21 protein-coding genes are annotated in these 25,633 nt (G+C 34.5%); 17 read left to right on the top strand and 4 right to left on the bottom strand.

Going from position 1 to position 25,633, the window contains the following annotated elements; genetic code table 11:
- Positions 1–568: 568 nt before the first annotated feature.
- A complete protein-coding gene (locus ACSVDA_RS01225; RefSeq protein ID WP_485880156.1) occupies positions 569–1,564 on the bottom strand; it encodes a metal ABC transporter solute-binding protein, Zn/Mn family in 996 nt (331 codons plus the stop codon).
- A 250-nt stretch (positions 1,565–1,814) separates the two neighbouring features.
- Between ACSVDA_RS01225 and ACSVDA_RS01220 the strand changes: the two genes are divergently transcribed.
- The gene (locus ACSVDA_RS01220; RefSeq protein WP_214481847.1) at positions 1,815–1,967 is read left to right on the top strand and encodes a YjcZ family sporulation protein; all 153 of its coding nucleotides are present in this window, start codon (positions 1,815–1,817) and stop codon (positions 1,965–1,967) included.
- Between the two features lie 1,243 nt (positions 1,968–3,210).
- Here the strand turns inward: ACSVDA_RS01220 and ACSVDA_RS01215 are convergent.
- Positions 3,211–4,671: a phosphatidylinositol-specific phospholipase C domain-containing protein gene (locus tag ACSVDA_RS01215; protein ID WP_485880153.1), complete on the bottom strand. Its 1,461-nt coding sequence runs from the start codon at positions 4,669–4,671 to the stop codon at positions 3,211–3,213.
- Between the two features lie 292 nt (positions 4,672–4,963).
- On the opposite strand from ACSVDA_RS01215, the gene ACSVDA_RS01210 reads away from it, so the two are divergent.
- The 12 genes from ACSVDA_RS01210 to ACSVDA_RS01155 all read left to right on the top strand — a co-directional run bounded on the left by ACSVDA_RS01210 (position 4,964) and on the right by ACSVDA_RS01155 (position 19,022).
- A complete protein-coding gene (locus ACSVDA_RS01210; RefSeq protein WP_485880151.1) occupies positions 4,964–7,033 on the top strand; it encodes a sigma 54-interacting transcriptional regulator in 2,070 nt (689 codons plus the stop codon).
- 639 nt (positions 7,034–7,672) lie between these two features.
- The gene (locus tag ACSVDA_RS01205; protein WP_485880149.1) at positions 7,673–9,202 is read left to right on the top strand and encodes a class I adenylate-forming enzyme family protein; all 1,530 of its coding nucleotides are present in this window, start codon (positions 7,673–7,675) and stop codon (positions 9,200–9,202) included.
- Between the two features lie 5 nt (positions 9,203–9,207).
- A complete protein-coding gene (locus tag ACSVDA_RS01200) occupies positions 9,208–10,386 on the top strand; it encodes a CaiB/BaiF CoA transferase family protein (protein WP_485880148.1) in 1,179 nt (392 codons plus the stop codon).
- 39 nt (positions 10,387–10,425) lie between these two features.
- Positions 10,426–11,604 (top strand): lipid-transfer protein, encoded by a 1,179-nt coding sequence (locus tag ACSVDA_RS01195; RefSeq protein WP_485880146.1) that lies wholly within the window; start codon positions 10,426–10,428, stop codon positions 11,602–11,604.
- Between the two features lie 98 nt (positions 11,605–11,702).
- Positions 11,703–12,146: an FAS1-like dehydratase domain-containing protein gene (locus ACSVDA_RS01190; RefSeq protein ID WP_485880144.1), complete on the top strand. Its 444-nt coding sequence runs from the start codon at positions 11,703–11,705 to the stop codon at positions 12,144–12,146.
- A gap of 112 nt (positions 12,147–12,258) precedes the next feature.
- Complete coding sequence (locus ACSVDA_RS01185) at positions 12,259–12,645, top strand: MaoC/PaaZ C-terminal domain-containing protein (RefSeq protein ID WP_485880142.1); 387 nt, start codon at positions 12,259–12,261, stop codon at positions 12,643–12,645.
- A gap of 351 nt (positions 12,646–12,996) precedes the next feature.
- Positions 12,997–13,809, top strand: a complete 813-nt coding sequence (locus ACSVDA_RS01180; protein ID WP_485880141.1) for an SDR family NAD(P)-dependent oxidoreductase — start codon at positions 12,997–12,999, stop codon at positions 13,807–13,809.
- A gap of 210 nt (positions 13,810–14,019) precedes the next feature.
- Positions 14,020–15,135 (top strand): 4-hydroxyphenylpyruvate dioxygenase, encoded by a 1,116-nt coding sequence (gene hppD / locus ACSVDA_RS01175; RefSeq protein ID WP_485880139.1) that lies wholly within the window; start codon positions 14,020–14,022, stop codon positions 15,133–15,135.
- Between the two features lie 186 nt (positions 15,136–15,321).
- Positions 15,322–15,948: a flavin reductase family protein gene (locus ACSVDA_RS01170; protein ID WP_485880138.1), complete on the top strand. Its 627-nt coding sequence runs from the start codon at positions 15,322–15,324 to the stop codon at positions 15,946–15,948.
- A gap of 79 nt (positions 15,949–16,027) precedes the next feature.
- Positions 16,028–16,936: a fumarylacetoacetate hydrolase family protein gene (locus ACSVDA_RS01165; protein WP_485880136.1), complete on the top strand. Its 909-nt coding sequence runs from the start codon at positions 16,028–16,030 to the stop codon at positions 16,934–16,936.
- Between the two features lie 12 nt (positions 16,937–16,948).
- Positions 16,949–18,103: a homogentisate 1,2-dioxygenase gene (locus ACSVDA_RS01160; RefSeq protein ID WP_485880134.1), complete on the top strand. Its 1,155-nt coding sequence runs from the start codon at positions 16,949–16,951 to the stop codon at positions 18,101–18,103.
- A 568-nt stretch (positions 18,104–18,671) separates the two neighbouring features.
- Positions 18,672–19,022, top strand: a complete 351-nt coding sequence (locus tag ACSVDA_RS01155; protein WP_485880133.1) for a hypothetical protein — start codon at positions 18,672–18,674, stop codon at positions 19,020–19,022.
- A gap of 37 nt (positions 19,023–19,059) precedes the next feature.
- On the opposite strand, the gene ACSVDA_RS01150 is transcribed toward ACSVDA_RS01155, so the two are convergent.
- Positions 19,060–19,656 carry a TetR/AcrR family transcriptional regulator gene (locus ACSVDA_RS01150; RefSeq protein WP_485880132.1) on the bottom strand — a complete coding sequence of 199 codons (597 nt, stop codon included), beginning with the start codon at positions 19,654–19,656 and terminating at the stop codon, positions 19,060–19,062.
- Between the two features lie 147 nt (positions 19,657–19,803).
- Here ACSVDA_RS01150 and ACSVDA_RS01145 point away from each other — a divergent pair, with 147 nt between their 5' ends.
- Both ACSVDA_RS01145 and ACSVDA_RS01140 read left to right on the top strand, forming a co-directional pair.
- Positions 19,804–20,691: an ABC transporter ATP-binding protein gene (locus tag ACSVDA_RS01145; RefSeq protein WP_485880130.1), complete on the top strand. Its 888-nt coding sequence runs from the start codon at positions 19,804–19,806 to the stop codon at positions 20,689–20,691.
- A complete protein-coding gene (locus ACSVDA_RS01140) occupies positions 20,688–21,497 on the top strand; it encodes an ABC transporter permease subunit (RefSeq protein WP_485880128.1) in 810 nt (269 codons plus the stop codon). The genes ACSVDA_RS01145 and ACSVDA_RS01140 overlap by 4 nt, the downstream gene beginning before the upstream one ends.
- A 265-nt stretch (positions 21,498–21,762) precedes the next feature.
- Here ACSVDA_RS01140 and ACSVDA_RS01135 read toward each other — a convergent pair whose 3' ends face one another.
- The gene (locus ACSVDA_RS01135) at positions 21,763–22,374 is read right to left on the bottom strand and encodes a hypothetical protein (RefSeq protein WP_485880126.1); all 612 of its coding nucleotides are present in this window, start codon (positions 22,372–22,374) and stop codon (positions 21,763–21,765) included.
- A 362-nt stretch (positions 22,375–22,736) separates the two neighbouring features.
- On the opposite strand from ACSVDA_RS01135, the gene ACSVDA_RS01130 reads away from it, so the two are divergent.
- On the top strand, positions 22,737–23,627 hold the full coding sequence (locus tag ACSVDA_RS01130; protein ID WP_485880124.1) for an ATP-binding protein: 891 nt from the start codon (positions 22,737–22,739) through the stop codon (positions 23,625–23,627).
- Positions 23,628–23,637: 10 nt separating this feature from the next.
- A complete protein-coding gene (locus ACSVDA_RS01125) occupies positions 23,638–25,560 on the top strand; it encodes a vWA domain-containing protein (RefSeq protein WP_485880123.1) in 1,923 nt (640 codons plus the stop codon).
- The last annotated feature ends 73 nt before the right edge of the window (positions 25,561–25,633 follow it).

Below are 25,633 nucleotides of genomic sequence, written 5' to 3'. Positions count from 1 at the left end.
TAAATAGATAAAATAATTATTAAAACCAACATGCAATTACGAACAAATTGTATCTTTACTTTGATAAACATAGTGGTTGTTATTCTTTGTGACGCATAGGACATATTAGAACAACAAAATTCGATTTTATAAGATCTTTATCGATGGCTGTTTGCGTGTTGCTTCTACATCTCTCTTCTATAAAATGATGACTGTTGAGTTTTGCAACATTCATCTTTTATTTTAGAACTGTAGAACCATAGATCACGAAAAGCGCCTTGAAATTTGTAATAAGAGTAAACCACAATATAACTAAGTTTAAGGCATTTTACTTCTCTAAAGAATATAAAATTCATATAATGCACATCAGTTACTCAAATTTTAGCGAAAACAAAAAAAGAGCCTTATCGTTTTAAACAATGAGCTATCGTTGAATGCGTTGTTTATGCCACAGTACGAAAATGGCACAACAGTGAGAATAATCTTTATTAGTTGGTTATTCAAACACCTTTTATATAAAATATGATTATATCACAACTATCCCGTACCACAATACTATGATACGGGATAAACGGTTGTTATTGTTAATTTAGTTCAAGGCTATTTTAAGAGTTTCGAGATTTTTTTCCATCAGGCTAAAATAATCTTCACCATTTGTAATGTCGTTATCAGTTAAGACTGACAAGTTATGAATTTGCAAAGGTGTTGCATTAAGCTCATTTTTAATAACATCTGTCACTTTTGGTTTTACATTTTGTTCTAATAAAATATATTTTATTTGATGTTCGTTAGCAGTTTCAATAATTTCAGCCAATTGTTTTTGTGAAGGCTCATTAGTTGAAGAAATTCCTGCAACAGCTATTTGATTGATGCCATACCTAGATTCCCAATAACTATATGCAGCGTGAGATACAAGTATTTCTCTGCGTTCTGCTTGTTCTATTGTTGTCTGGAACTGATTGTCGAGTTTTGTTAACTTTTCTTTTAATAATAGAAAGTTGTTTTCGAAATCATCCTTTGCCTCAGGTTTTAAGGCAGCTAAGGCATCTTTTATTTCCTCGGCCAGTTCAATCGCTAATGTCGGGTCTAGCCAAACATGTGGATTAAGATCATCGTCATGTTGGTCATGATCACTATCTTCATGCTCATTTTCTTCCAACTTCTCTTCTTCAGAATGATTTGCCTCTTCTTCGGAATGATTTTGTTCCTCATTCATCAATTTGTCAGCGGTTGCCACAAATTGAACATTCTCTTTTTCTAACGCATCTTTCATGCTATCTACATAATTTTCTAGTTGATTACTGCTATAAATGAATAGATTTGCATTGGCAATTTCGATCATTTTTTTAGGGGTAGGTTCAAATGTATGTGCGTCAGCTCCAGCAGGAATGACTGATACTACCTCAACATGTTCTTGTCCTATTTTCTTTGTGAAATCCTCCAATGGATAAAGAGTTGTATAAATTTGTAAGGTTTCCTCATTTGTTGGGCTTGTTGTTACGGTATTGCTATTCTGGTTACTACACCCTACTAATACAAGCATAATCATTATTGCTATTACGTATACACGATTGAGTAAAGACATATATAAGTTCTTCCTTTCTTTCAAACTACATATGTATTATATCGTAATCGTTACGATTTGCAAATAGTAATGATTACGTTTTTGAAAATATTTATAGGTGTAACAGCATGAGTATAGATGAATTTTTTCGTATTATTCCATATTTTATAATGTACCCAAAAAATTGTACGTTTTCATCATGTCCATTCGTACAAACAAAATACACTAATCTTTCATAGAAATATATAGATAAGAATGGGGAGGTGATATTATGTGTGGTTATGGTGGTGTAGCAGGTGCTGGCTACCCTGGATACGGTTACGGCCCTGGAGTAGGAGGAGCCTTTGGATCAGGGTTTGCGTTGATCGTTGTATTATTTATTCTACTCATTATCGTATTAGTCGGTGTGTGTGCAATTGTGTAAATAAAAAACTTGTCATTTCATATAGGGAGGTCCAAAGAACCTCTCTATTTTGATTTGTAGGCTGTTTTTGCATTGATTGATGCTTATCATTCTAAGGTATAAGCTTGTATATACCTAGCATTCGTGGCATCTTTTCTTCTGTACAGCGATGACTAACATATCAAACCACTCAACAACTCAACAGCAACTGAGACTACGAAAATAGCCTAATTATAAAATAATTAACGCATCTTACGATTAAATCATCTATAACAGCTTTGTTTAAATTGTTGTTAAGGCTGTTTTTGCATTAATTGTTGTTTTACATAATAAAGAGCTAACCCATGAGTATAACTTACGTTCGTAACATTTTTTCTTAACTAAAGACTACTCAATTACTCAAATGTAAGTGAAAAAAGCAACAGAGTTTACAAAAATAGCCTTATTAAAAAGCGAAAAGAGTAGTGTTCTCTAGGGATGCTTCCTCTAATTAAAAAATCAGCAGAAGTCAACAATTTATCTAGGTGTGATTTTGTTGGAATAACAAAGCGTATGAATAAAGCTTTAGTGGAAAGTAGAATGAAATGTTAATGTTCGAATTTCCAACTTAAAGTTTACTATATGAAAGGGAGTGACTATGGGTATACATAAAGAAGTTATGCTTATCATTCAATAATAATAACTATATGCTTCAACATTCAATCTTTACTCATGTACACGTATGTAACCTCCCTACTATCACAGGTGAGGTGTTTGTTTAAGTAGGGAGGCCGGATTTACAAGTGGATTAGTTTATCTTATGCAAGCGAAATTGTTCAGCTTGTGTAGTTGTCTTAGGTGAAATGCATATTTTAAGTCTAGAATCTATTCTTCACTTGAAAACTTTGGGAATTGTTTTATCTTTTTCCGGCAGAAGACTCTCACCTCAAGGAATGAGAAGGGCGAAGCCCAATGAGTAGGTGTGAGATGAATGTCGGTTGGCGTCAGCCAAAACTATTGGGAGAATATACTTGTACAGATTGCTCTTTGAAAACTGAAGATATGAGGTTGTTGTAGGAATTCGTCTGCAACGTAAAATCTTCAACGTTCCATCGCCCATGCTCTCCGAAGTTGCGAAAACCAAGCTAAAGTAGGGAGCGTGTGAGTAAACGTACAAGCTTTGCTTTCAGGGTAGGGACTACCCGTAGAGCCTGCTAAATAACTTGCGGCTACGCTAGTGTTCTCAGGAATCTCCCACTTCAATTGAAGCTAAGTTGTGAGTAGTTCAATTAACAGCATATATATTAACAGTAAATGACTGTCCTGATGTACTTAATGGGTCAGCAATATATAAAGAATCATTTTTGATTACCTCAGTATATGAACCATTTTTTAATGAGTTAAAAATGATTGGGTCAGTCCAGATAGAAACATCTTCTTTTACACTATAGCTAATTTTAGCAGCATTAGAAGTATCGACGATTTCCCAATACAATTTTTGTGTCCCAGCTGGTAAATTAGCTGTACTGAAATTGTTACTAGAACGATGTTTTTGGCCAGGTTGTGGTCCACCTTCAGAAGAAATTGTCGCAATGAGTGTTAGATCTTCTTTATCAGGTCCATCAAAAGTGCTTCCTTCGTTCATGCTTTTAATAATATCTACGATGTCTGTTTCGTGAAACCAATCCAACATGATGATGTTTAATGGCTTACTAGACCATTCATTTTGTACTAAGGTAGGAATTTCATTGTTAGCTAGCCGTACTAGATCATGTAACGAATCAACTCCTGTTGCTGAAAATGGATCAAAACCACCGAGAACCGCATCAACAATAACATCTTCATCTGCCGTTAACACTCCTTGAAGTACAAAAAACTTGTTTTGGCTTGCTGACTCTATACTTTCATTAAGCTTTTCTTTAAGGACTTCTACATCGGTTGTATTTGCCCAATCCGATTGCATACTAGATTTTCGATCCCACAACCAATTGTTAAATTCATCATCATATAGAGACCTTATATCTAATGTATTGGTATAACGCTGATGATCACTGCCGTATAAAACAATGACACGCTTATTTTCATCCCAAAGTTGTTCTAAAGGTACATGAACCCCATATGATGAAGGGATTAATAATTCTCCGAACGTATTTATGAGTAGGCTATTTAAGTAGTCGTAGCTTTTTTGGGTCATTTCGTAAAAGTGCTGGAAGTCTAAGATTATGATTTCTTTTTCATTATTTTCTATAAACCTTTTAGAGGCAGCTAGTATTTCATCTACAGATTCACCGTATAAGCCATGAAGAGTTCGTAAGTTAGTTTCTTGTATTTGATAGTCATCAAATACCGGTTGCCATACATTTGGTGCTACACGCAAATCAAAATAACGAACCCCTTCATTTAATTGTTGCTCAATAGTCAACCCTTGTGTTTGTGACCAATCAGCAACGATAGACTTTCCTGCTTGTGCAGCTCCGTTTTGTAACAAATTCTTTAGGTCCCAAAAGTCTGGACCCGGATCTCTTGGATCATTCGCATCATCCATAGTGGCTGTCCCAGAATCATGTGTACCTGGTAAAATAACTTCACGTAATGTTCGTTCCCCAAACTCAGGGTTTACCATACTAACTTGCTCCATCCAATTTGAATTGTCGTTTGCAGCACTAATATTGCTAGTTTTTACAATGGGGATAACTAGAAGTATAACAATCATTGTAAGAAATAATGATCTCAAGGCTTTTTTCATTATAAGAACCTCCTTTAGTTTTATAATTAATATATTATATAATTTAGAATTTTCTATAAACTATGAATTTCATTGCTAATAGCTGAAAATCTAACAAAAATCTTCTTTTTACGCTAAAATTCTTTAATTATTAAATAAAGTGATAAATATATTTATTAAACTCTATTGATAAATTGTAATTACTAGTAACAAAATGTATACAATTGAAGTATGTGATTAGAGGAAAATTGCCAATACTTATCGAAAAACGTAACAACAGGTTTTGCTATTAATTTAGTAAGAAGGTGAATGGATGTTAAGCGTAACAGATATTATGACAAGAGTAGATGAGTTCCTTTATGAGCATAGTTCAATTTCTGAAGCAATCGATATAATGAGAAGGCTCAAATGGAATACGATTCCTGTATGTGATAAAAATCAGAAATTAGTTGGTGTTTTTACGAGGAGCATCCTATATAAACAATTATTAAATCATACTAATCTCTCTACCAAAATAGGAGATTATATTCGCAAAGAAGTATATGTGCTGCCGACTAATACACCGTACGAAAAATTATATCCACTTACTCTTGAAAGCAAAGTAGGTACTGCAGTTGTAATAGATGAGAGTAGTATAGTAGTCGGTCTCGTAACGAAAACAGATTTAGTAGTGACATTTTTACAATCGTCACAATATTTAACGAATCAATTAGAAAAGATATTAGAAACATCTCAGTTAGGTGCATGCATGACTGATGAGAACGGAAGTATTTTATATGTAAATGAACAACTTTGTTCCATTTTTGAACTTAATGAACAAGATGTACTTCTTGAAGATGTCACAAATTATCTGCCAAAACATTATTTAAATGACATGGAAAGAGACTTACCAAAAAGGATGACATTCAATCATCACCACACGATTGTGAGAGTTTCGACATATAACTTAGTTAATGGAAAAAAAGGATACATCGCTTTATTTCAAAATGTAACTGAAATTGAACAAATAGCTCAAGAATTAGAGACTGTAAAGAAACTTAAAAGATTAGTAGAAACAGCAATTGATAATGCCTATGACGGAATCTTAATGATAAATGAGGAAGCAAAAATTATTTTCTTCAATTCGATGTTATGTGATTTATTTGAGTTGGACTCACATTTTATAAAAAATCAACATGTTGATCAAATTATTCCTCATTTCAATTTGCAAGAGGTTATGAAGACAGGTGTTGCTACTGTAAGTAAAGTTATGAAGATCAAGGGTATTAAATACATGCTTCATCGTATTCCTATTTATCAAGACGACATGATTATTGGAGCAATTGGTAAAATCAGTTTTCGTCAACTAAATGAAGTCCAAGAACAATTTAGAAAAATCGACCAAGAAAATAAATCACCTAGTATAAGTAATCATGTAACTGAAACATCTAGGTATTCATTTGATCACATCATTACAAGAAGTGCTAATATGGAAAAATTAATAAGAAGTGTAAGGAAGGCTGCTAAGGGGAAATCCACTATTTTAGTTCGAGGAGAAAGTGGGACAGGGAAGGAACTTTTTGCTCATGCTATTCATAGTGTCAGTATGACTAGTAATGGTCCTTTTGTTACAGTGAATTGTGCTGCGATACCTGAACATTTACTGGAATCTGAATTTTTTGGCTATGAAGCTGGGGCTTTTACTGGTGCTAAACAAAAGGGGAAATACGGAAAATTCGATCATGCAAATGAGGGTACGCTGTTTTTGGATGAAGTCGGTGATATGTCTTTGCAGCTTCAAGCGAAGCTATTAAGGGTATTACAAGAAAAAGAGTTTTATAGGGTTGGAGGAAATGACAGGATTCAAGTAAATGTGAGAATTATTGCAGCGACAAACCGGCCCTTAGAAAACATGGTAGAAAGTGGTGAATTTAGAGAAGACTTATATTATCGACTTAACGTCATTTCATTTGAAGTACCTCCCTTAAGGAAGCGGCAGGAAGATATACTAATTTTAAGTGATGCTTTTATAGATGAACTAAATCAAATAAATGGCACGAGTATAACAGGGATCGATGATTATGCCAAAAAGGTAATGTTGTCATACGATTGGCCTGGAAATATACGTGAACTTCGCAATGTAATAGAAAGAGGTATGGTTTTTGCGGAGCATGGGAAGATTGAAGTTCATGATTTACCTGATTACTTACTAAATAAAGTAAAGATACATTCTACTGGCATAGAAAATTCCATGAACAAACAAGCATTATTGAATGAGGCAGAAATGAGAGTTATTAAAGAAATGATGGAAAAAGTAGAAGGTAATAAAACAAAAGCTGCAAAAATGCTGGGCATAAGTCGCTCTCTACTATATAAAAAACTTGAAAAATATCAACTTATGTAAATGGTGTTTTTGTCTTAATTTAAGACAGTCAATCTAAACAATTGTATTAATAATATACAACAGTATTGTTAATACCTAGATTTAATGATCATTATTATCCGAATATGTAAATGAGTATTAATGTGTATACCTAATATAGTTACTAAATAACTATATAGTAATGAGAAAATTGTATTTTTAACTATTTGGCATAGAACTTGCTTATATTACGGAAGAGTATTATTCATGAGAGTAAACAAGGAGGGAGCTAAAACTACTTAAGCTTTGTTATTTTTTAGAAACCACACTTTATGTAAATTAGCTTATTGTGTATTTTGACTTATACTGTTTTCACATTGATTGTTGTTTTTGTACTATGATGTAAATACTATCTTTTCTCATTTAAATTGAGGTCAATTGCCAAAAAATTAATAATTACTGTTCTAAATTATTCTCATTAGCAACAAAGTCTACTAAAAAATTCTTGACTAATGAACTAATTCTTTAAATCTTATGTTATATGAATGAATTTTTAGCGCTGTTTTTAACCTTACATTAAAAGGTTGTAATACTAATAGGACTTACAGTTCGTGTAATAGTTGTTCTCAGAGAAATTGTACACAATATTTGTCACGTAAAATAATATAGGGGGGGATCAATTTGAATATTGGGAGTTGTCTCGCGATCAATGCAAGAAGGCATCCAGAAAAATGGGCTGTGACATTTGAGGACAAAGAGTATACGTACAATCAGCTAAACCAAGTTGTAAATCAACTTGCGCACGGTCTTCTAAACCTTGGAGTGAAAAAGGGTGACAAAGTCGCTTTATTACTTAAAAATTCGGATTATTTTGTAATTAGCATTTTTGCTGTGGCTAAAATTGGTGCTGTAGTCGTCCCGCTTAATTTCCGGCTCATGGCACGTGAATTAAATTATATTTTGGAACAATCAGATAGTGTTGTAGTGCTATATGATCAAGAATTTGATGATATTATTTATGAAGCGAAACAAGACGTTCATTCAATAAGGCAAGTAATAGCAGTAGCTAGTCCAAACAGAGCTGAACATCTTTCAATCAAGGAGGTATTATCTGAAAACATTGGAGAACCTGAAGTTGAAGTTAAAGAAGAGGATGATTTGCATATTTTATATACGTCTGGAACGACTGGATACCCAAAAGGTGCTTTATTTGATCATAAACGAGTATTAAACCTTGTCATAGCATCAATTGGAACGACTGGTTTAGCATCATTTGAAAAATTATTGCATGTTGCACCTCTTTTTCATAGTGCTCAATTAGGTTTATATCTCATTCCTGGTATTAGTGTAGGAGCATCACATGTCATTCATAAAGAATTTAATCCTGTAGAAGTACTGAAAGCAATTGAGAAATATGACATTACGCAATATTTTGGTGTACCAACGATGTATAACTTTTTATTGCAAGTACCAAATGCAAAGGAGTACAATTTGAGTTCTATTAAAAAGTGCTCATACGGTGCAGCTCCTATGGCACCAGAACTCGTAACAAAAAGTATGGAATTATTTCAAACTGATCAATTTTATAATTTATGTGGACTGTCTGAAGGAGGGCCGGCTGGAATTTTTCTAACACCGGAAGATCACAAAAAGAATTTGGGTGCTTCAGGGAAGGATCCAACATTGTTAACTGAAGCAAGGGTTGTCAACGAACAAGGTCAGGACGTAGTGCCCGGTGAAGTAGGTGAATTTATCCTTCGTGGTGAAACGATTATGAAAGAATATTACCGAAAGGAAAAGGAAACTCAAGAAGCATTACGTGAAGGCTGGTTATTCACTGGAGATTTAGCAGTGAAGGATGAGCATGGGTTTATTAAACTAGTAGATCGTAAGAAAGATATGATTATATCAGGCGGTGAAAATGTTTATTCAATTGAAGTAGAAAATTGTTTATACCAACACCCAGATGTTATGGAAGCCGCAGTTATTGGTATTCCTGATACAACTTGGGGAGAAATTGTAACCGCTGTCGTCGTTTTACACAAACAAAAAGGTGATGAAGAAGAATTAATAAGTTTTCTTCGCCAACATCTAGCAGGATATAAAGTGCCGAGAAAGATATTATTTGTTGATCAATTACCTCGTAATGCTTCAGGGAAAATAATGAAATATAAACTTCGGGAACAATTTAATGAAGTGAAAGAGCGGTGAATTCTATGCCTCTTTTATCTTCGCTAAATATTCTTGATTTTTCTGGACTGCTACCAGGACCATATGCGACGATGTTTTTAGCAGATTTAGGTGCAAATATTTTAAGAGTTGAATCTCCATCAAGGCCAGATTTGTTACGCATGACACCACCTATCGATGGGGAAGATTCAGTAGCACACCAATACTTGAATCGTTCAAAGCGTGCTATTGCTCTAGACTTAAAGAGAGAAGAATCAATAGGTATAGTAAAAAAATTAATTCATAAATACGATATTGTGTTAGAACAATTTCGACCAGGTGTCATGGATAGGTTGGGCCTTGGCTATAATGAGCTAAAACAAATAAACCCCAAGTTAATATATTGCTCATTAACAGGGTACGGGCAAACAGGGCCGTATCGTGATAGAGCAGGACACGATAATAACTATTTGTCTATATCAGGAGTTACAAGCTATTCATCTAGAAAGGGGTCCGTTCCAACCCCTTATGGGATTCAAATAGCAGACGTAGCAGGAGGATCCCATCATACTGTTATTGCTATAATAGCTGCAGCATATCACCGACAATTAACAGATCAAGGACAGTCAATTGATGTAAGCATGACAGATGCAGCGTTTGCTTTGAATGGGATTTCTGGTGCTGGGTACCTAGCAAGTGAAGTAGAGCCAGAACGAGAAGCATTAATGCTAAATGGTGGAACTTTCTACGATTACTATGAGACTAAAGACGGGCGTTACTTTTCTGTTGGAAGCCTTGAACCGAACTTTAGAAAGCAACTTTGTAAAGCTGTCGGAGCTGAGGAATTGTTCTCTCTTAGCTTAAGCATGAATAAAGGTGATATTGAATTGTTTAAAGACAAATTGAAAGATAAATTCCGATTGAAGACCTACGAAGAGTGGATATCAATATTTAATAAATTCGATGCTTGTATAGAGCCTGTTCTTCATTTTTCTGAAGCGGTTCATCATCCACAAATAAAAGCGCGTAATATGATAACTGACGTACCTAAGGATGAAGGGGGAAGTCAAAAGCAACTTGCTTGTCCTATTAAGTTTTCTTCATTTCAACCATCATACAGTCATATAGGTAGCCAGTTAGGATATCATACTGAAGAAATTTTACAGGAATTAGGTTTGAATGAAAGTCAAATAAGCTCTTATAAGAAGGCAGGAATAATCAGATAAAATAAACAATAACAGGAAAACATAGGAGGCTCTGGTATTATGAGTAAAGCAAGAATAATTGGTGCTGATATGGTGAAGTTCGCTAAACCAGGTAAAAATGATCCGTATGAGGATATGGCTTCAAAAGCGATTAGTGGGGCATTAAAAGATGCAGGAATAGGCATTGACGAAGTTCAGCAAGCTTTTGCAAGTTATGTTTATGGGGAAAGCACTTCTGGTCAAGCTGCAATCTATAAAGTAGGAATGACTGGTATTCCAGTTGTAAATGTGAATAACAATTGTTCAAGTGGATCTACAGCGCTTTTCTTAGCCCGTCAAGCTGTTGAGTCAGGATCAGCTGAGTGTGTACTTGCATTCGGTTTTGAAGAAATGAAACCTGGTGCATTACAATCTGTATGGAATGACCGTACATCACCGCTTGAACTGTTTCAAGATAAATTAGATGAATTTACTCCACAAACTAAAGGGTTCCCGATAACTTTGCGCATTTTTGGTGAGGCTGGAAACGAATACTTGCGTAGATACGGTGCTAACCCAGATATATTTGCCAAGGTAGCTGTAAAGACAAGAAGTCACGCTGTAAATAATCCTTATTCTATTTTTGATACCAAACTAACAGTTGATGAAGTATTAAACTCCCCAGTCGTTTATCCAGAACATTTAACAAGATTATGTGCTTGTCCACCATCTTGTGGTGCAGCCGCTGTCATTGTTTGTACTGAGAATTATGCGAGGAAAAAAGGAATTGGTAATGCTGTCGAAATCGTGTCACAAACGATGGCAACAGATACAATTTCAACCTTTCAAGACCCAATCAATTTAGTTGGAGCCGACATGACAAAGCGTGCAGCTAAACAATTATATGAACAAGCAGGAATTGGACCAGAGGATGTCCACGTAGTAGAATTGCATGATTGCTTTACACCAAATGAAATACTTACTTACGAAGGCTTGGGGCTTTGTCAAGAAGGTGAAGCTGAAAAGTTCATTAATGATGAGGATAACACATATGGTGGGAAATATGTTATTAACCCTTCTGGAGGATTAATGTCAAAGGGGCATCCACTTGGTGCAACTGGTCTTGCGCAATGTACAGAGCTTGTATGGCAACTAAGGGGTCAAGCAGACATTAGACAAGTTGAAGGTGCTAATATTGCTTTACAACATAATCTTGGATTAGGTGGTGCTGTTGTAGTAACGATGTATAAAGCTTCGTAAAAGCATACTTTTGTATATTCCAAGTTAAATAAAATTTCACAATCTTGTAGTTAACAAAATTACAAGTTTACGAGTAAATGATAAAGGAGTGATGATTTTTGCTAAAAGACATATCTACAAAAGTTGGAATGAAGTTTGACCCATACACATTTCCTGTTGAACTAGGTAAAGTGAAAGAATTTGTTTTAGCAATTGGGGATAATAATCCGATTTATTATTCAATTGAGGAAGCAAGAAAGCAGGGTTATGTTAAAATTCCAGTTCCTCCAACATTTTCAACAGTTATTGATATGTGGGGTGGTGCTGACTTTGATTCATTAGTAAATACACTTGAGTTAGACCCTTTGAAAGTGTTACACGGTGAACAATCATATGAGTATGTTGGCATGATTTATGTGGGGGATGTAATAAATGCAGAAAGTCGAGTTGTTCATGCTACTACAAAGAGAAATATGAATTTTATTACGGTTGAGACAACATATTCGAACGCTGATAAAGAAACAGTATTAATTGGAAAATCGGTTATTATAGAACGGCATTAATAAGCCATTTTTTACCCTGATCTACTTGAGTAGGTTAATGTAAGTTCACCGTTGGTCTAGTATCTAATATGACGTAAAACGAAAATGGTTATTGAGGGAGAGGGTTCAATTTATGAAGGATCTTCAAGTGATAGAGAAAGACAATATTTCTCATACACAAATTGTGAAGTATGCTGGAGCGTCTGGTGACTTTAATCCGATTCACACAGTCGTACCAATTGCAAAAAGTGTAGGTTTACCAGATGTTATAGCACACGGTATGCTTGTTATGGGAATGGCTGGTGATGCGCTTACACAATGGTTTCCAAGAAAAGATTTACGGAAATTTAAAGTGAGATTTTCCAAAATGACTTTCCCAGGAGAGAAGCTATCAATATCTGGAAAAATTGTAGAAGAAAAAAACGAAGATGGAGATACCATATTGTGTGGAAGAATATTGGTACAAAATGAAAATGAGGAATTAAAGCTTAAAGGTGACTTTGAAGTTGTGAAAAATTAGAAACAGTAAAAATGTTTAAAAAATCTGAGGAAATTTAATGTAGAATAACTACGTTGGCCGGATTTGACACTTTCTAGTATTGTATTTTTAAAAAATAATGAGGTACTCGGAATTATCCATCCATATTCTTTAAGGTCTTTTTATGCCTTTTTGAACAGCTTATAAAGCAAAGACTCTTTTCGTTGCCTTTGCTACTATTGAGTGTAATTTGAAACAGAAACAAATAATTTTTTTGCAATTGACTTCATGTAAAATGAGTAAAGATGTCACGATAATTTCTTAATGCAAAAAGCAAAAATTAAAGCAGAAACATCCTAAAAGAAAATAGAGACAAGGAAGGGAGATAAGGAAATGAAAATGCTAGAAAATCAAGTTGCAATTATTACAGGATCTGGACGAGGAGTTGGAAAGCAAGTAGCTGAATTGATGGCTGAACATGGAGCTCGTGTTGTTGTGTCTGATAAAGATCAAGAACCTGCCGAAGAAGTAGTTAGTGCAATTAAAGAAAAAGGTGGAGATGCTATTTCGGTTAATGGTGATGTCACTTCTTCAGAGTTTCCAAAACAGATTATGGATGAAACGATTCAAGCTTATGGCAAGCTGGACATTTTGGTAAACAATGCTGGATACACATGGGATGGGATGATTCATAAAATGACAGATGAACAATTTCAAGCCATGATCGATATTCATTTATTTGCACCATTTCGACTTATCCGTGAAGCAACACCATATTTAAGAAATGCTCATAAAGATGACGTGGCAAAAGGGGTTGATCATTATCGGAAGATAGTTAATGTCACATCAGTAGCTGGAGTGATGGGCAATGTGGGGCAAGCGAATTATTCATCTGCCAAAGCTGGTTTAATCGGCTTAACGAAAACAGTTGCACGAGAATGGGCACCTTTTCATGTGAATTGTAATGCAGTAGCATTTGGTATGGTTGAAACGAGGCTAACACAACCAAAAGAAAAGGGTGAATCTGTTAATGGTGTTGCAATTGGTATTCCAGAAAATATGAGGCAGATGATTCAAATGTCTATCCCTCAACAAAGAGCAGGAACAGCTTTAGAAGCTGCGCAAAGTATCTTCTATCTAGCATCTCCATTATCGAATTATGTAAATGGTCAAGTGTTAAATGTGAACGGTGGATTTTATTCTTAACAATATTCTCAATTATTAAATTTTATTAGATGAAATAATACATGTATATAAGACTAAAAAGCTAGTTATCTCTTAATTGGATAACTAGCTTTTCTGTATTCAACTAAAGCGTTTTGGCTTCACAGTATACTCTTGAGCCATACGCCATTTTTTTACTATTATAAAATTGAGAAAATTAATTATTTTATGAAAAATAGGAGGTTGTTGTGAATGAAAGAACAATTGTTAGAAACTGTTGAGAAGCAAGAGGAATTTTTTCCAGTAAGAGATGTAGACTATATTGAGTTTTATGTTGGGAATGCGAAGCAGGCATGTCACTATTTTTGTAGAACATTTGGCTTTAAACCAATTGCTTATTCTGGTTTAGAAACTGGGAATAGAGAAACTATCTCGTACGTTATACAACAGAATAATATTCGATATATTTTAACAGGTACATTAGAAGCGGAAAGTCGAGTATCTTCTTTTGTTAAAAAACATGGCGATGGTGTACGGGATGTAGCATTAGTTGTAGACGATGTAGATAAAGCATACAGTGAAGCAGTAAGCCGTGGAGCCATTGAACTTTTACCGCCAACTATATTATCAGATGAAAAAGGATCAGTTAAAAAGGCGGTCATCGGTACATACGGTGACACAATTCATAGTTTAATCGAACGTACAAATTATAGCGGAACTTTTCTACCAGGTTTCGAAAAAATTAATATGAATATACCATATGAGGATGCTGGTTTAATTGCAGTTGATCATGTTGTTGGAAACGTTGAAGAGATGGAGCAATGGGTTACTTATTACGAAGAAGTAATGGGTTTTAAGCAATTAATTCATTTTGATGATGATGATATAAGCACAGAATACTCCGCGCTAATGTCAAAAGTGATGACCAATGGCGGTAGAATAAAATTCCCGATAAATGAGCCTGCAGAAGGGAAGCGTAAATCTCAAATTCAAGAATATCTAGAATTTAATAACGGAGCGGGTGTGCAGCATATCGCTTTATTAACGGAAGATATTATAAAAACTGTTTCATCGTTAAAAGCAAATGGAATTGAGTTTCTTGAGACACCAGATTCGTATTATGAGATGTTATCTGAACGTGTTGGGGAAATTGATGAAGAAGTTGAGAAGCTGAAACAGCTAAAAATCTTAGTTGATCGTGATGATGAAGGTTATTTATTACAAATTTTCACCAAACCAATAGTCGATCGTCCAACATTATTTATTGAAATTATTCAGAGAAAAGGTGCTAAGGGCTTTGGTGAAGGCAATTTTAAGGCATTGTTTGAGTCAATTGAACGTGAGCAAGCAAGACGCGGGAATTTGTAACGAACAATTTTCACAATGATGTATTGTTGTTTTTTGTACGAGAAAATTACCATATGTTCAGCTAGTAAACGTGACCACCTTACTTTATAAAAACGGTGAAATCCCATAAGCCTCATCTAACATATGTATTTAATCTAGAAAACCATAAAATATTATACTAATAGTAACTTGAGGAGTTGAGTGCATTTGCAGATCGAGCCAAGCGATATTTCATGGCAGGACGCTTATAAGTTGTTAGTTGGGTCTGTTTTGCCACGTCCAATTGCATTTGTTTCTACAGTAGATGAAGAGGGACGGGCAAATCTTGCCCCCTTCAGTTTTTTCACATGTATTAGTGCAAATCCTATGCTTATATGTTTTGCTCCTATGGTTAGAGGAAGTGACGGTGCGAAAAAGGACACCTTAAGGAATATTGAAAAGACTAAGGAGTTTATCATTAATATTGTAAGCGAGGATATTATTTCACAAGTTAATGAATGTGCAACAGAGTATTCACCTGAGGTTGATGAGTTTACGATAGTGGGACTTGGTAAAGAAGCTGGTCAAAAAGTACAAATACCAAGAGTTCAAGAGTGTAAAATACATTTGGAATGTAAACTACATGAACTACATCATTATGGTTCTCACCCAGGGTCAGGCAGCTTAGTTGTTGGAAAAGTTGTATTAGTTTCTGTTGCAGACAATTTGTACGAGGATGGAAAAATCAATACTAGTAAGTTAAAGCCAGTCGGTAGATTAGCAGGGCATGCCTACACACGCGCAAATAGCGACACATTTATTTTAACAAGAAACAATATAAGTAAAGAGAAATAATCTTGATTAATAGTGGAAATTCGTTATTAACCGTAATAATAAAAAACTAGGATAACTAATTGACTTAGGAGGGACAAAAGTGAAATATGTCACCTTCAAGACGGCAGCAGGTATTGAGAGAGCCGGATGGCTACATGAAGAAAAAATAGTCGACATGCATGCTGTTAGTGGTGGAAAGCTTCCACATAACTTATTACATTTTATTGAAAACCATGATGCATATATTGATCTACTGGATAATGTACTACTGACTAATGATGCTATTTACTCACTAGAAGAAGTTAATATTTGTGCTCCACTACCAAAGCCACCAAGTGTTAGAGATTTTTATGCCTTTGAAGACCATGTGAAAACGGCAAGAAGTAGGAGAGGGCTTCAAGTTATTCCTGAATGGTATGAGATGCCAGTTTTTTACTTTTCAAACCATCAAGCGATCACTGGTCCTGATGACCTTATTAAAAAACCAAAGAATTGTAATTGTCTTGATTTTGAACTTGAAATTGCATGTGTTATCGGTAAGCAAGGAACGAATATCTCGGGAATAGAAGCGGAAGATTATATTTTCGGGTACACAATAATGAATGATTGGAGTGCTCGGGATATACAAGCGAAAGAGATGAAGGTAGGTTTAGGTCCTGCAAAAGGAAAGGACTTTGCTACATCAATAGGCCCTTATATTGTTACGAAAGATGAACTTGAAAAATATAAAATAGGAGATCTTTATGATTTACAGATGGTGGCTAAGGTGAATGGCAGTACGACATCTGTTGGCAATTTTAATACTATTTATTATTCATTCGCACAAATGATAGAAAGAGCATCGAAGGATGTAACACTATATCCTGGTGATATTATAGGATCAGGCACGGTAGGAACTGGTTGTATTTTAGAGCTTGGACCTGAAAAACAACGATGGTTGGAGCCTGGTGATTTAGTTGAACTAGAGATCACTGGCTTAGGGGTCTTAAAAAATACAATAGTAGAGTAAAGGGGGATCTTTGTGTACTACAGGCAAATGGGCTCAATTCCAAATAAACGGCATATACAATTTAAAAAAGAAGATGGTACATTATATCGTGAACAAGTAATGGGCACGAAAGGGTTTTCTGGAACACAATCAATATTATATCATCACAACATGCCAACGAAAGTATTAGAAACGAAACATTTTTCAAATACTGAAATAAAATTTGAAGAAAATTCGTCATTAATGCATCGGCATTTAAGAACTGAAAAATGTAATGCGACAAGTGATGCTTTATTCGGTCGCGAATATTTGTTAGGTAATGAAGACTTGCTTATCGGAGTCGTAAAGCCAAAAATAGCAATGAAGCATTATTACCGTAATGGAGATGGTGATGAACTGTTTTACATTCATTATGGTTCAGGGAAAATTGAAACAATATTCGGTAGTATTTATTATGAAGAAGGAGATTATATAGTTATTCCAATTGGTACCATTTATCGGATTGTACCGAATACAGAAGTGATGCAAACATTTCTCTTTGTTGAAACGAATAGTCAAATTACATCTCCACGTAGATATCGTAACGAATACGGACAACTTCTTGAACATAGTCCATTTTGTGAACGGGATATACATGGACCAGCTAAATTAGAAACGTATGATCAAACAGGTGTTTTTTCAGTATTAACTAAAGCTAGAGGAAGTATGACTGAGCATATTTTCCAACATCATCCGCTAGATGTTATTGGTTGGGACGGGTATTTATATCCGTGGAAGTTTAGCATACATGATTTTGAACCAATTACGGGTCGTATCCATCAACCGCCACCAGTCCATCAAACGTTTGAAGGACATAACTTTGTCATCTGTTCCTTTGTGCCAAGATTATATGATTATCATCCAGATGCGATTCCTGCACCATACTATCATAGCAATGTTAACAGCGATGAAGTAATATATTATGTTGATGGAAATTTTATGAGTAGAAAAGGGATTGAAGAAGGTTCAATTACGCTTCATCCAAGTGGTATTCCTCACGGTCCACACCCTGGAAAAACAGAAGCAAGTATAGGTAAAAAAGAAACAGCGGAGCTCGCAGTTATGATTGATACATTTAAACCACTAAAGGTTGTCAGCAATGCGCTAGATATTGAAGATCGAGCATATATGTCTAGTTGGAATAAATGATATTTGTGAACTCTTCATCCAGCCACTAAAAAGGGGAGAAATTAGCCTGATTTTATGATGTTTGCATAAGTATATTTGCTTATGCTTTTTTGTTTATAGTCGTTTATATTATTGAGATATATGTTAATTAGGCTGTGCTAGTGTTTGCCCGTTCATTTGTACATGGATTTTTTTGTTTACATTAATTCTTCTCGTGTAAGTTAGTGAATATTTTTACTAGTAACAGAAATGGCACCGTGGTGGCTCTATTCGTAAACGTTGTTACTATAGTTTACGAATAAAATGGTCAGAAATGTGGTTTTATTCAAGCAGAAAAAATATCGCTATATATAATACATGTTAAGCATCATCCTGTGTTGAAACAATTTAAGTTAGTTGTTCCTCTGACGATTCAAATCTTTGTGTAAAATGTTAACACAAATATTGTGTCATACAATAAGAAAAAATAATACATGTGTACGATGAGTGTACATGCTCTTCTTCAAATTATTAAGGCTTTTTTCGTAAATGTTGTCGTTTAAACACAATCCGGAAAAAGTTAATTTTGAAGAGAAGGGGGATAATTGTTATGAACAATATGCGTTGGATGTCAACAATGTTTAACGTAGGAAAAAGGTCTGGACGATTGATGAATCGCTTTAGAAAACGAAGAAGAAATAATTGGGTTGCAATGAGTGCATCAGTAGTGGCTTTATCCGTTCCTGCTTTACTCGGAATGGTAAGGATGAGAAATAACAAAACGATGACACAGCTAGGTGATGAGATGAAACGCATGGCTGAAAGAATGACTAATAATGCAAATGTTAAGTCTCCATTGCCAAATTTCGAATTTGCAGAGGAACTTGCACCTAACAACCCCAATAACAAAGTAAACAAACAGCAACAAAATGCTGCTACACAGCCGGCAAAAACTAAATGACAAAAGTATTGACCACCTTATGTAAGGTGGTCAATGATCATCGTCTTCCTACTATGCCATAGAAAAATAAATTTGTAAGATCTTCTATAAATTGCTCTTCACTTGAATATGAAGTTGACAACTGAAGCATCTCCTCACTCTTTTCACTAAACATGTTCAAATAAAAAATTACTAAAGATGGTGCAATATTATTATCAATTTCACCGTTTTTTTTCGCTTTTTCAATCATTTCTAGGAAAAGGGGAAATACTTTAGTTGAATAAATTTCTTTTACAAACTTATTCATTTCAGGGTCTTGCAGCAATAATTCATTTAATTTTGTTGCAGAATACTTTTGTATAGTCTCTCTTTTTTGAAATAGAATGAAACGTATTGTTTCCTTAAATGACCTCGACCCTTCTGAAATTAGTTTTTCGTATTCCTCTAAATGCTGAAAGTAGAACGATTTAAGCGCTTCTCTTATTAGCTCCTCCTTACTGCCAAAATGATTATAAATTGAAACTTGTGATACGTCCGCCTTATTAGCAATATCAGTAATTCGAATAGCTCTTGGCTCCATACTACTCAATAACTCCAAAGTAGCATCCTTAATCCTGTCTTTGATCCGTTGTGCTCGTTTTTCAAACCCATTCATTGAACTATCACCTTTTTATCTCACGTAATATTATGAAATATTTTGATTAATATATTTCATTATACCATTGACTTTAACATTTTAAAAATTTAAAATTAATGTAATGAAACATATCATATATTTCATAAATTGAAGGAGGAGTGTAAAGTGATTCAAGTCAACGACCTGACTCAACAATTTTCCAATGACAAAGGGATATTTGATGTATCATTTGAAGTCCATAAAGGAGAAGTTTTCGGTTTTTTAGGCCCAAATGGTGCTGGTAAATCTACTACTATAAGGCATTTAATGGGGTTTATGAAACCACAGCGAGGCTTTTCCACAATAAATGGCGTAAATTGCTGGGAAGATCAAGGTAAGGCTCGAAGCTACGTAGGTTATTTACCTGGAGAAATTTCATTTTTAGAAGGTATGAGTGGGATGGAATTTATTAATATGATGGCGGGCATGCAAAACATTAAAGACTTTAGAAAGCGTGATGAGTTAATTGAGCGACTACAATTTGATCCTAAAACACCCATTAGAAAAATGTCAAAAGGAATGAAACAAAAGATTGGTATTGTTGTCACATTTATGCATGATCCAGAAATCTTTATTCTAGATGAACCGACGTCAGGTTTAGACCCATTAATGCAAAAAACATTTATTGATATTGTGCTAGAAGAAAAGGAGAAAGGGAAAACGTTTTTAATGTCTTCACATAGCTTTGCTGAAATCGAAAGAACGTGTGATCGAGCAGCAATCATTAAGGATGGTCGAATCATTACAGTAAAAAATATGCATCAACTCCAATCTATGCAAAGAAAGATCTTTGAAATTACTTTTGCATATGAAAATGATATTGAAAGATTAACAGCCTCCGGGCTTACGGTAGATATAATAAAAAATGGTGTAGCTCGGGTTGTCATTCAAGGGAATTATAATGATTTAATCAAAGAATTAGGTAATTACGATATTACTAATATGAGTATAAGTAACCAAAGCCTTGAGGAAATTTTTATGAATTACTATGATTCAAAGGAGGGGATAAAGTGAATGCACCACTATATAAACAAATGATCAAATCAAATGTTAAAGGCTTTTTAAGCTTCGGAGTAGGGTCAGCTCTTTATGTAATTTTAATGACTTCTTTATATCCATTTATTGCTGACAACGCTGAGCAAATAAATGATATGTTAGATATATATCCAGATGCTCTAAAACAAGCATTTGGACTTGAGTCTTTCGGGACTTACAGTGAATTTATTTCTGTAGAATATTTTGGTTTGTTTTTTCCTATTATTTTAGGAGTATTTAGTGTGATGACAGGTGTGCAACTAATCGCAAAACTAGTTGATAGAGGCTCAATGGCGTATTTGCTTTCAACAAAAGTCACGCGTAGTTCAGTCGTAATTACACAAATAGCAGTATTAGTTAGTGGATTAATAATCATTGTTTTTTTAACATTCATTGGTGGTGTTATTGGAGGGGAATGGCTAATTGATGACCAATATGCCATTGGAACGAACGTATTTTTTAAGATCAATATAGTTGGATTATTATTGTTTTTCGCCGTTGGAGGTTATTCTTTCCTCATATCTGCCCTACTGAACGATGAGAAGCTAGCATTTGGTCTTGCTGGTGGATTGACTTTTCTCTTTTATGGGTTAGATATGGCAGGGAAAATAAGCACTGACTTGGACTGGTTGAGAAATATCACTTTGTTCTCGCTGTATGAACCGAGTCAGATTGCTATTGGTGAAGGAGATGTATATTCTTCATCTCTTATTCTATTGAGTATTGGTGTAATCATGTTTATTTTAGCAGTATACGTTTTTAAACGTCGAAATTTACCTTTATAGTCATTGAATGTTATATCTAGGAGGGCCTTTCTAAAATTTTGTTGTTGTTAACAAATTAGTTATATAGTTATCATTGATTACAGAAGAATAGATGTCCCCAATTCTAGTTAATTCGAAAAAAAGACCAATGCTAAAACAGCAATAATAAAAAATAGGGCTAGCCTTGGGGAAAGGCTAGCCTTTATTAGTAAAAGGAAAAAATGATTGTTTGATTTTTATTATATATTATTTATAACGTAGTTAATCTTTGCAACTGCTGAGGCTTTCATAAATTAGTATCATCTATTTCCTTCAAACCAGCATTTAGTAAATAAAATTTAACATTGTCAATTTGGGCTTTATCAATGACTATACTGACTGGTCTTATTTTCGAAGCATTGATGATATGAAGCTTTACTTCAAAGCCTTCTTTGATTTTGTCATGGATTCCAGCGTATTCATGCCACCTACTCATTCTTGTAACTTTGAAGTAGTTAAATTGCTCCCATTTATACACTTTGCCTTTTACTAACATTCCTTCTTGCAATACTGTAAATATACTTCTGTCACCATTCCAAGTAACGAGAATAGTTAATAAAAAGAAGTTCGGGAAAGCCTCAACTATACTTAGATTGTTTATATAACCTAAAACCAAAACAGTTGTTAGTATTAGCGTCATGCTAAAAGTAGTCCATTTGATTATTTTCCATTGCCTTGATGCAAAGGAGTGATTTGTAATGATCATACCGTCGACTAACATGCCATGTTGTTGAAGGTCTTTTGGCGTAGGATATACTAATGTTACCGAGATTTGGATTAGCTTCTTTGTTTTATTATAATGAAACACGGTTAATCCAATAAGTAATATTAATAAAATAGTATCTAGTACTAACATCATACATGCAAAGCCCCTTTACCCACACAATTATAAGTAACAATAATGTATAATAATTGTAGGTAACTAAGTAAATTCGACAAAATAATGTAAATTCCTCTGTATTCTTCCTTATATACTTGCCGATAATTAACTTATCAATGAGCACACACCTTGCCAACTTACTATAATTCTTTATACAATACATTAAGTTAAGATATATAAAAAGTAGGTTATTTTCGCATATACTTTTCAATTATATATTAACGTACAAATAGAATTTCGAGGAATCTCTTTTTCTAACTTTACTTGCTATTTTTCATTCCATTAGCAACCAAGTGATCGAAAAGAGCCATAAAAAATATAGAAGGGTTTGTAACTACAGCATGACAGCTAACATAAATACGATACAATTGCCTAATCAAATAAGTAATATACTGAAAAGCAGAACCAATAATAAGTATCAACAAGAGGACAGTTTCCTAATTGGAAAAGGTGGTTATACGAGTTACAATACAAATATTTTATTTGATGCCATTGTTGCACTATCTTTAGGAAAAAGTGTGTTGCTTAAAGGACCAACAGGATCAGGTAAAACGAAATTAGCTGACACGTTATCTAGCTTCTTTCAGCAGCCGATGCATAGTATTAACTGTTCGGTTGATTTAGATGCCGAAGCTTTACTTGGATATAAAACGATTAGTGACGTCAATGATAGACCGACAATCGATTTTATTCCTGGTCCAGTAATAAACGCGATGCAAAAAGGGCACCTCTTATATATAGATGAAATTAACATGGCAAAGCCAGAAACATTACCTATTTTAAATGGTGTCTTAGACTATAGAAAGATGATTACAAATCCATTTACAAGTGAAGTAGTTCGAGCTGAAGATGGATTTGGAGTCATTGCTGCAATTAATGAAGGCTATGTAGGGACAGTTCCTCTAAATGAGGCGTTAAAAAATAGGTTTATTGTTATTGAAGTACCATATATTCAAGGTGATAGTTTAGAGAATGTTCTCAAAGAGCAATCAATGTTATCAAATGAAAAGCTAATTAAATCGTTTGTCACACTATCTGCTGATTTAATTACACATGTGAAACAAGGGAACATATCTGAAGAGGCTGCATCAATACGTGCACTTATTGATACATGTGACTTAGCAGTTCACTTACCTCCTGAAAGGGCTGTTCAACGAGGTATAATTGATAAGCTCGAAGATGAAAGAGAAAAGTCTGCGGTAAAAAATATAGTCGAAACTCTATTTGAATGAGGAACTATTAATGAAGCCGATACAATTTAACGATAAAAAGATTGATTCTTTCTTATTTATGGAGTTATCTGACCTTGCTAAAGCACTTACAAAAAACGAAGAAGTCGAGGTAGAGTTTGGCTTTCGTTCTTATTACGATGTCATTCAACAGAAAGCATATGTTAGTCATTTTTGGGATCTTCGAGAGCGTCAAGAAATGATAGCTGGGTTGAAGAGTGAAGTATATTTACGTTGTATTGGTAATATAAACCATACTAATATGCTGGCATATAAGGCTTTTGTCAGGAAGATAAAATCTGCAAATCTTACAAGCTTTGCAAAGCAATTATTTATGCTTCTTGAGGATATTCGTTTAGAAGGAATTTGTATCCGACAAAGGCCAGGTACGAAAAAGGCATTTGTCAAACGAAGAGAAGTTTATAGAAAGTATTTTGAAGATCAACTTAAAGTCAATATAGTAAAAAGCGTATATACAGATGCACTATTTAATGCAATCTATTTACTCATTACATCCGAATCACCGTTAGAAGAAATTCCAACTATTAATCAGAACGTGGATTTAATAATTCCGTTTCTTCAAAGAGAGCTGCCAAAAATATATGAAGCAACAAAAACTGAAGATAGTACAAATATATGTTGGACAATCATAGAAGTTTTGGATGAAGTATTAACAGCTGATATGTTAAACATTTACTTCTTGTTGCCAGAGACGGTGTTGCAAGAAATTGATAATGGGCAAACATTCCGTGACTTAAAACGTAAAGATAAATTGAAGAATGACGACATGTTGGCAAAAAGCCACGATGATGAAGACAAGCATGAAGATGAACTCCCGACATGGCATCGTGAAACAGAAACGACAACAAAGAGCTTTTTGCAATTTGATCTAGAACAAGGAACCAAGACAGACCTTATCGGTCAAGGTGTAAGGAAAGGTGAAAGTGGAGACCAAGCGATGGGTATCGTACAAGGAAGTTCACAGCAAAGCTCTCAAAGTGATTTTTCGCAAATGGAATTAATGGAAGGGGAGCACGAGGAGAAAAACTTTGGCGGGGATTCCTCGTATGGTAAAGAAAATAGGTTTGCTGTTGCTCATCAAGTGGAGATTATGAGTCCTTCAGCAAATGATATATCGTTATATAGAGACTATAAAATGTTAGTAACACCCTACCAAAAAAAGCTAACACAAACGATTAAAAAAACAGTTGAAGCAAAAAAGATTTTACCAAAAAATGATTTGCATTTTGGCCGCTTGAATCGAAAACTCACTAAGCTATTTACTGATGATCGTCCACGAATGTTTTATAAAAAAACGAATCCGTCTACACAATTGGACGCTGTTTTTTCATTATTAGTTGATTGTTCGGCATCTATGTTTGATAAGATGGATCATACAAAGAGTGGGATAACACTGTTTCATGAAACGTTGAAGTCTCTTTTCATCCCACACCAAATTGTAGGTTTTTGGGAGGACACAGCAGACGCTACAGAAACTAATCAGCCGAACTATTTTCAAACAGTCATCGACTTTCAATCTTCTTTAAGAAAAACGAGTGGCTTTGAAATCATCCAGCTTCAAGCGCAAGAAGACAATCGTGACGGTTTTGCCATACGGTACCTTACTAACCAACTCCTACAAAGAATAGAAAACCAAAAGTTTTTACTTGTTTTTTCAGATGGTGAGCCAGCGGCCTTTGGCTACGATCAAAATGGTATAGTTGACACGCATGAAGCTGTTCTACACGCAAGAAAAAACAATATAGAAGTAATTAACATTTTCCTGGCAAATGGAGAAATTAGTGAAGGTCAAAGGAGTACCTTCGAGAATATATATGGGAAGTTCAGTATAGTTGTAGAAAACCTTGAAGAGTTATCTGATGTACTATTCCCATTATTAAAGAAGCTATTACTAAAAACTATTCATACTGATTAATAATATGGAATCAGGTAAGAATAATTTACCTGATTCTTTCCATCAAAATCATGTGTAGATATACTTAGAATTG

The sequence above is a fragment of the Cytobacillus sp. Hm23 genome (genome assembly GCF_051842895.1).
GTDB lineage: Bacteria > Bacillota > Bacilli > Bacillales > SM2101 > Nanhaiella.
The sequence above is the reverse complement of the archived record's forward strand: the minus strand, read 5'-3'. Positions and strand labels throughout refer to the sequence as shown.

Coding starts and splice junctions, on each gene's coding strand:
- ACSVDA_RS01135 (WP_485880126.1), bottom strand. CDS start 22,374: ATGATGTTAGTACTAGATACTATTTTATTAATATTACTTATTGGATTA.
- ACSVDA_RS01220 (WP_214481847.1), top strand. CDS start 1,815: ATGTGTGGTTATGGTGGTGTAGCAGGTGCTGGCTACCCTGGATACGGT.
- ACSVDA_RS01180 (WP_485880141.1), top strand. CDS start 12,997: ATGAAAATGCTAGAAAATCAAGTTGCAATTATTACAGGATCTGGACGA.
- ACSVDA_RS01200 (WP_485880148.1), top strand. CDS start 9,208: ATGCCTCTTTTATCTTCGCTAAATATTCTTGATTTTTCTGGACTGCTA.
- ACSVDA_RS01150 (WP_485880132.1), bottom strand. CDS start 19,656: ATGAATGGGTTTGAAAAACGAGCACAACGGATCAAAGACAGGATTAAG.
- ACSVDA_RS01225 (WP_485880156.1), bottom strand. CDS start 1,564: ATGTCTTTACTCAATCGTGTATACGTAATAGCAATAATGATTATGCTT.
- ACSVDA_RS01185 (WP_485880142.1), top strand. CDS start 12,259: ATGAAGGATCTTCAAGTGATAGAGAAAGACAATATTTCTCATACACAA.
- hppD (WP_485880139.1), top strand. CDS start 14,020: ATGAAAGAACAATTGTTAGAAACTGTTGAGAAGCAAGAGGAATTTTTT.
- ACSVDA_RS01215 (WP_485880153.1), bottom strand. CDS start 4,671: ATGAAAAAAGCCTTGAGATCATTATTTCTTACAATGATTGTTATACTT.
- ACSVDA_RS01155 (WP_485880133.1), top strand. CDS start 18,672: ATGAACAATATGCGTTGGATGTCAACAATGTTTAACGTAGGAAAAAGG.
- ACSVDA_RS01125 (WP_485880123.1), top strand. CDS start 23,638: ATGAAGCCGATACAATTTAACGATAAAAAGATTGATTCTTTCTTATTT.
- ACSVDA_RS01195 (WP_485880146.1), top strand. CDS start 10,426: ATGAGTAAAGCAAGAATAATTGGTGCTGATATGGTGAAGTTCGCTAAA.
- ACSVDA_RS01130 (WP_485880124.1), top strand. CDS start 22,737: ATGACAGCTAACATAAATACGATACAATTGCCTAATCAAATAAGTAAT.
- ACSVDA_RS01210 (WP_485880151.1), top strand. CDS start 4,964: ATGTTAAGCGTAACAGATATTATGACAAGAGTAGATGAGTTCCTTTAT.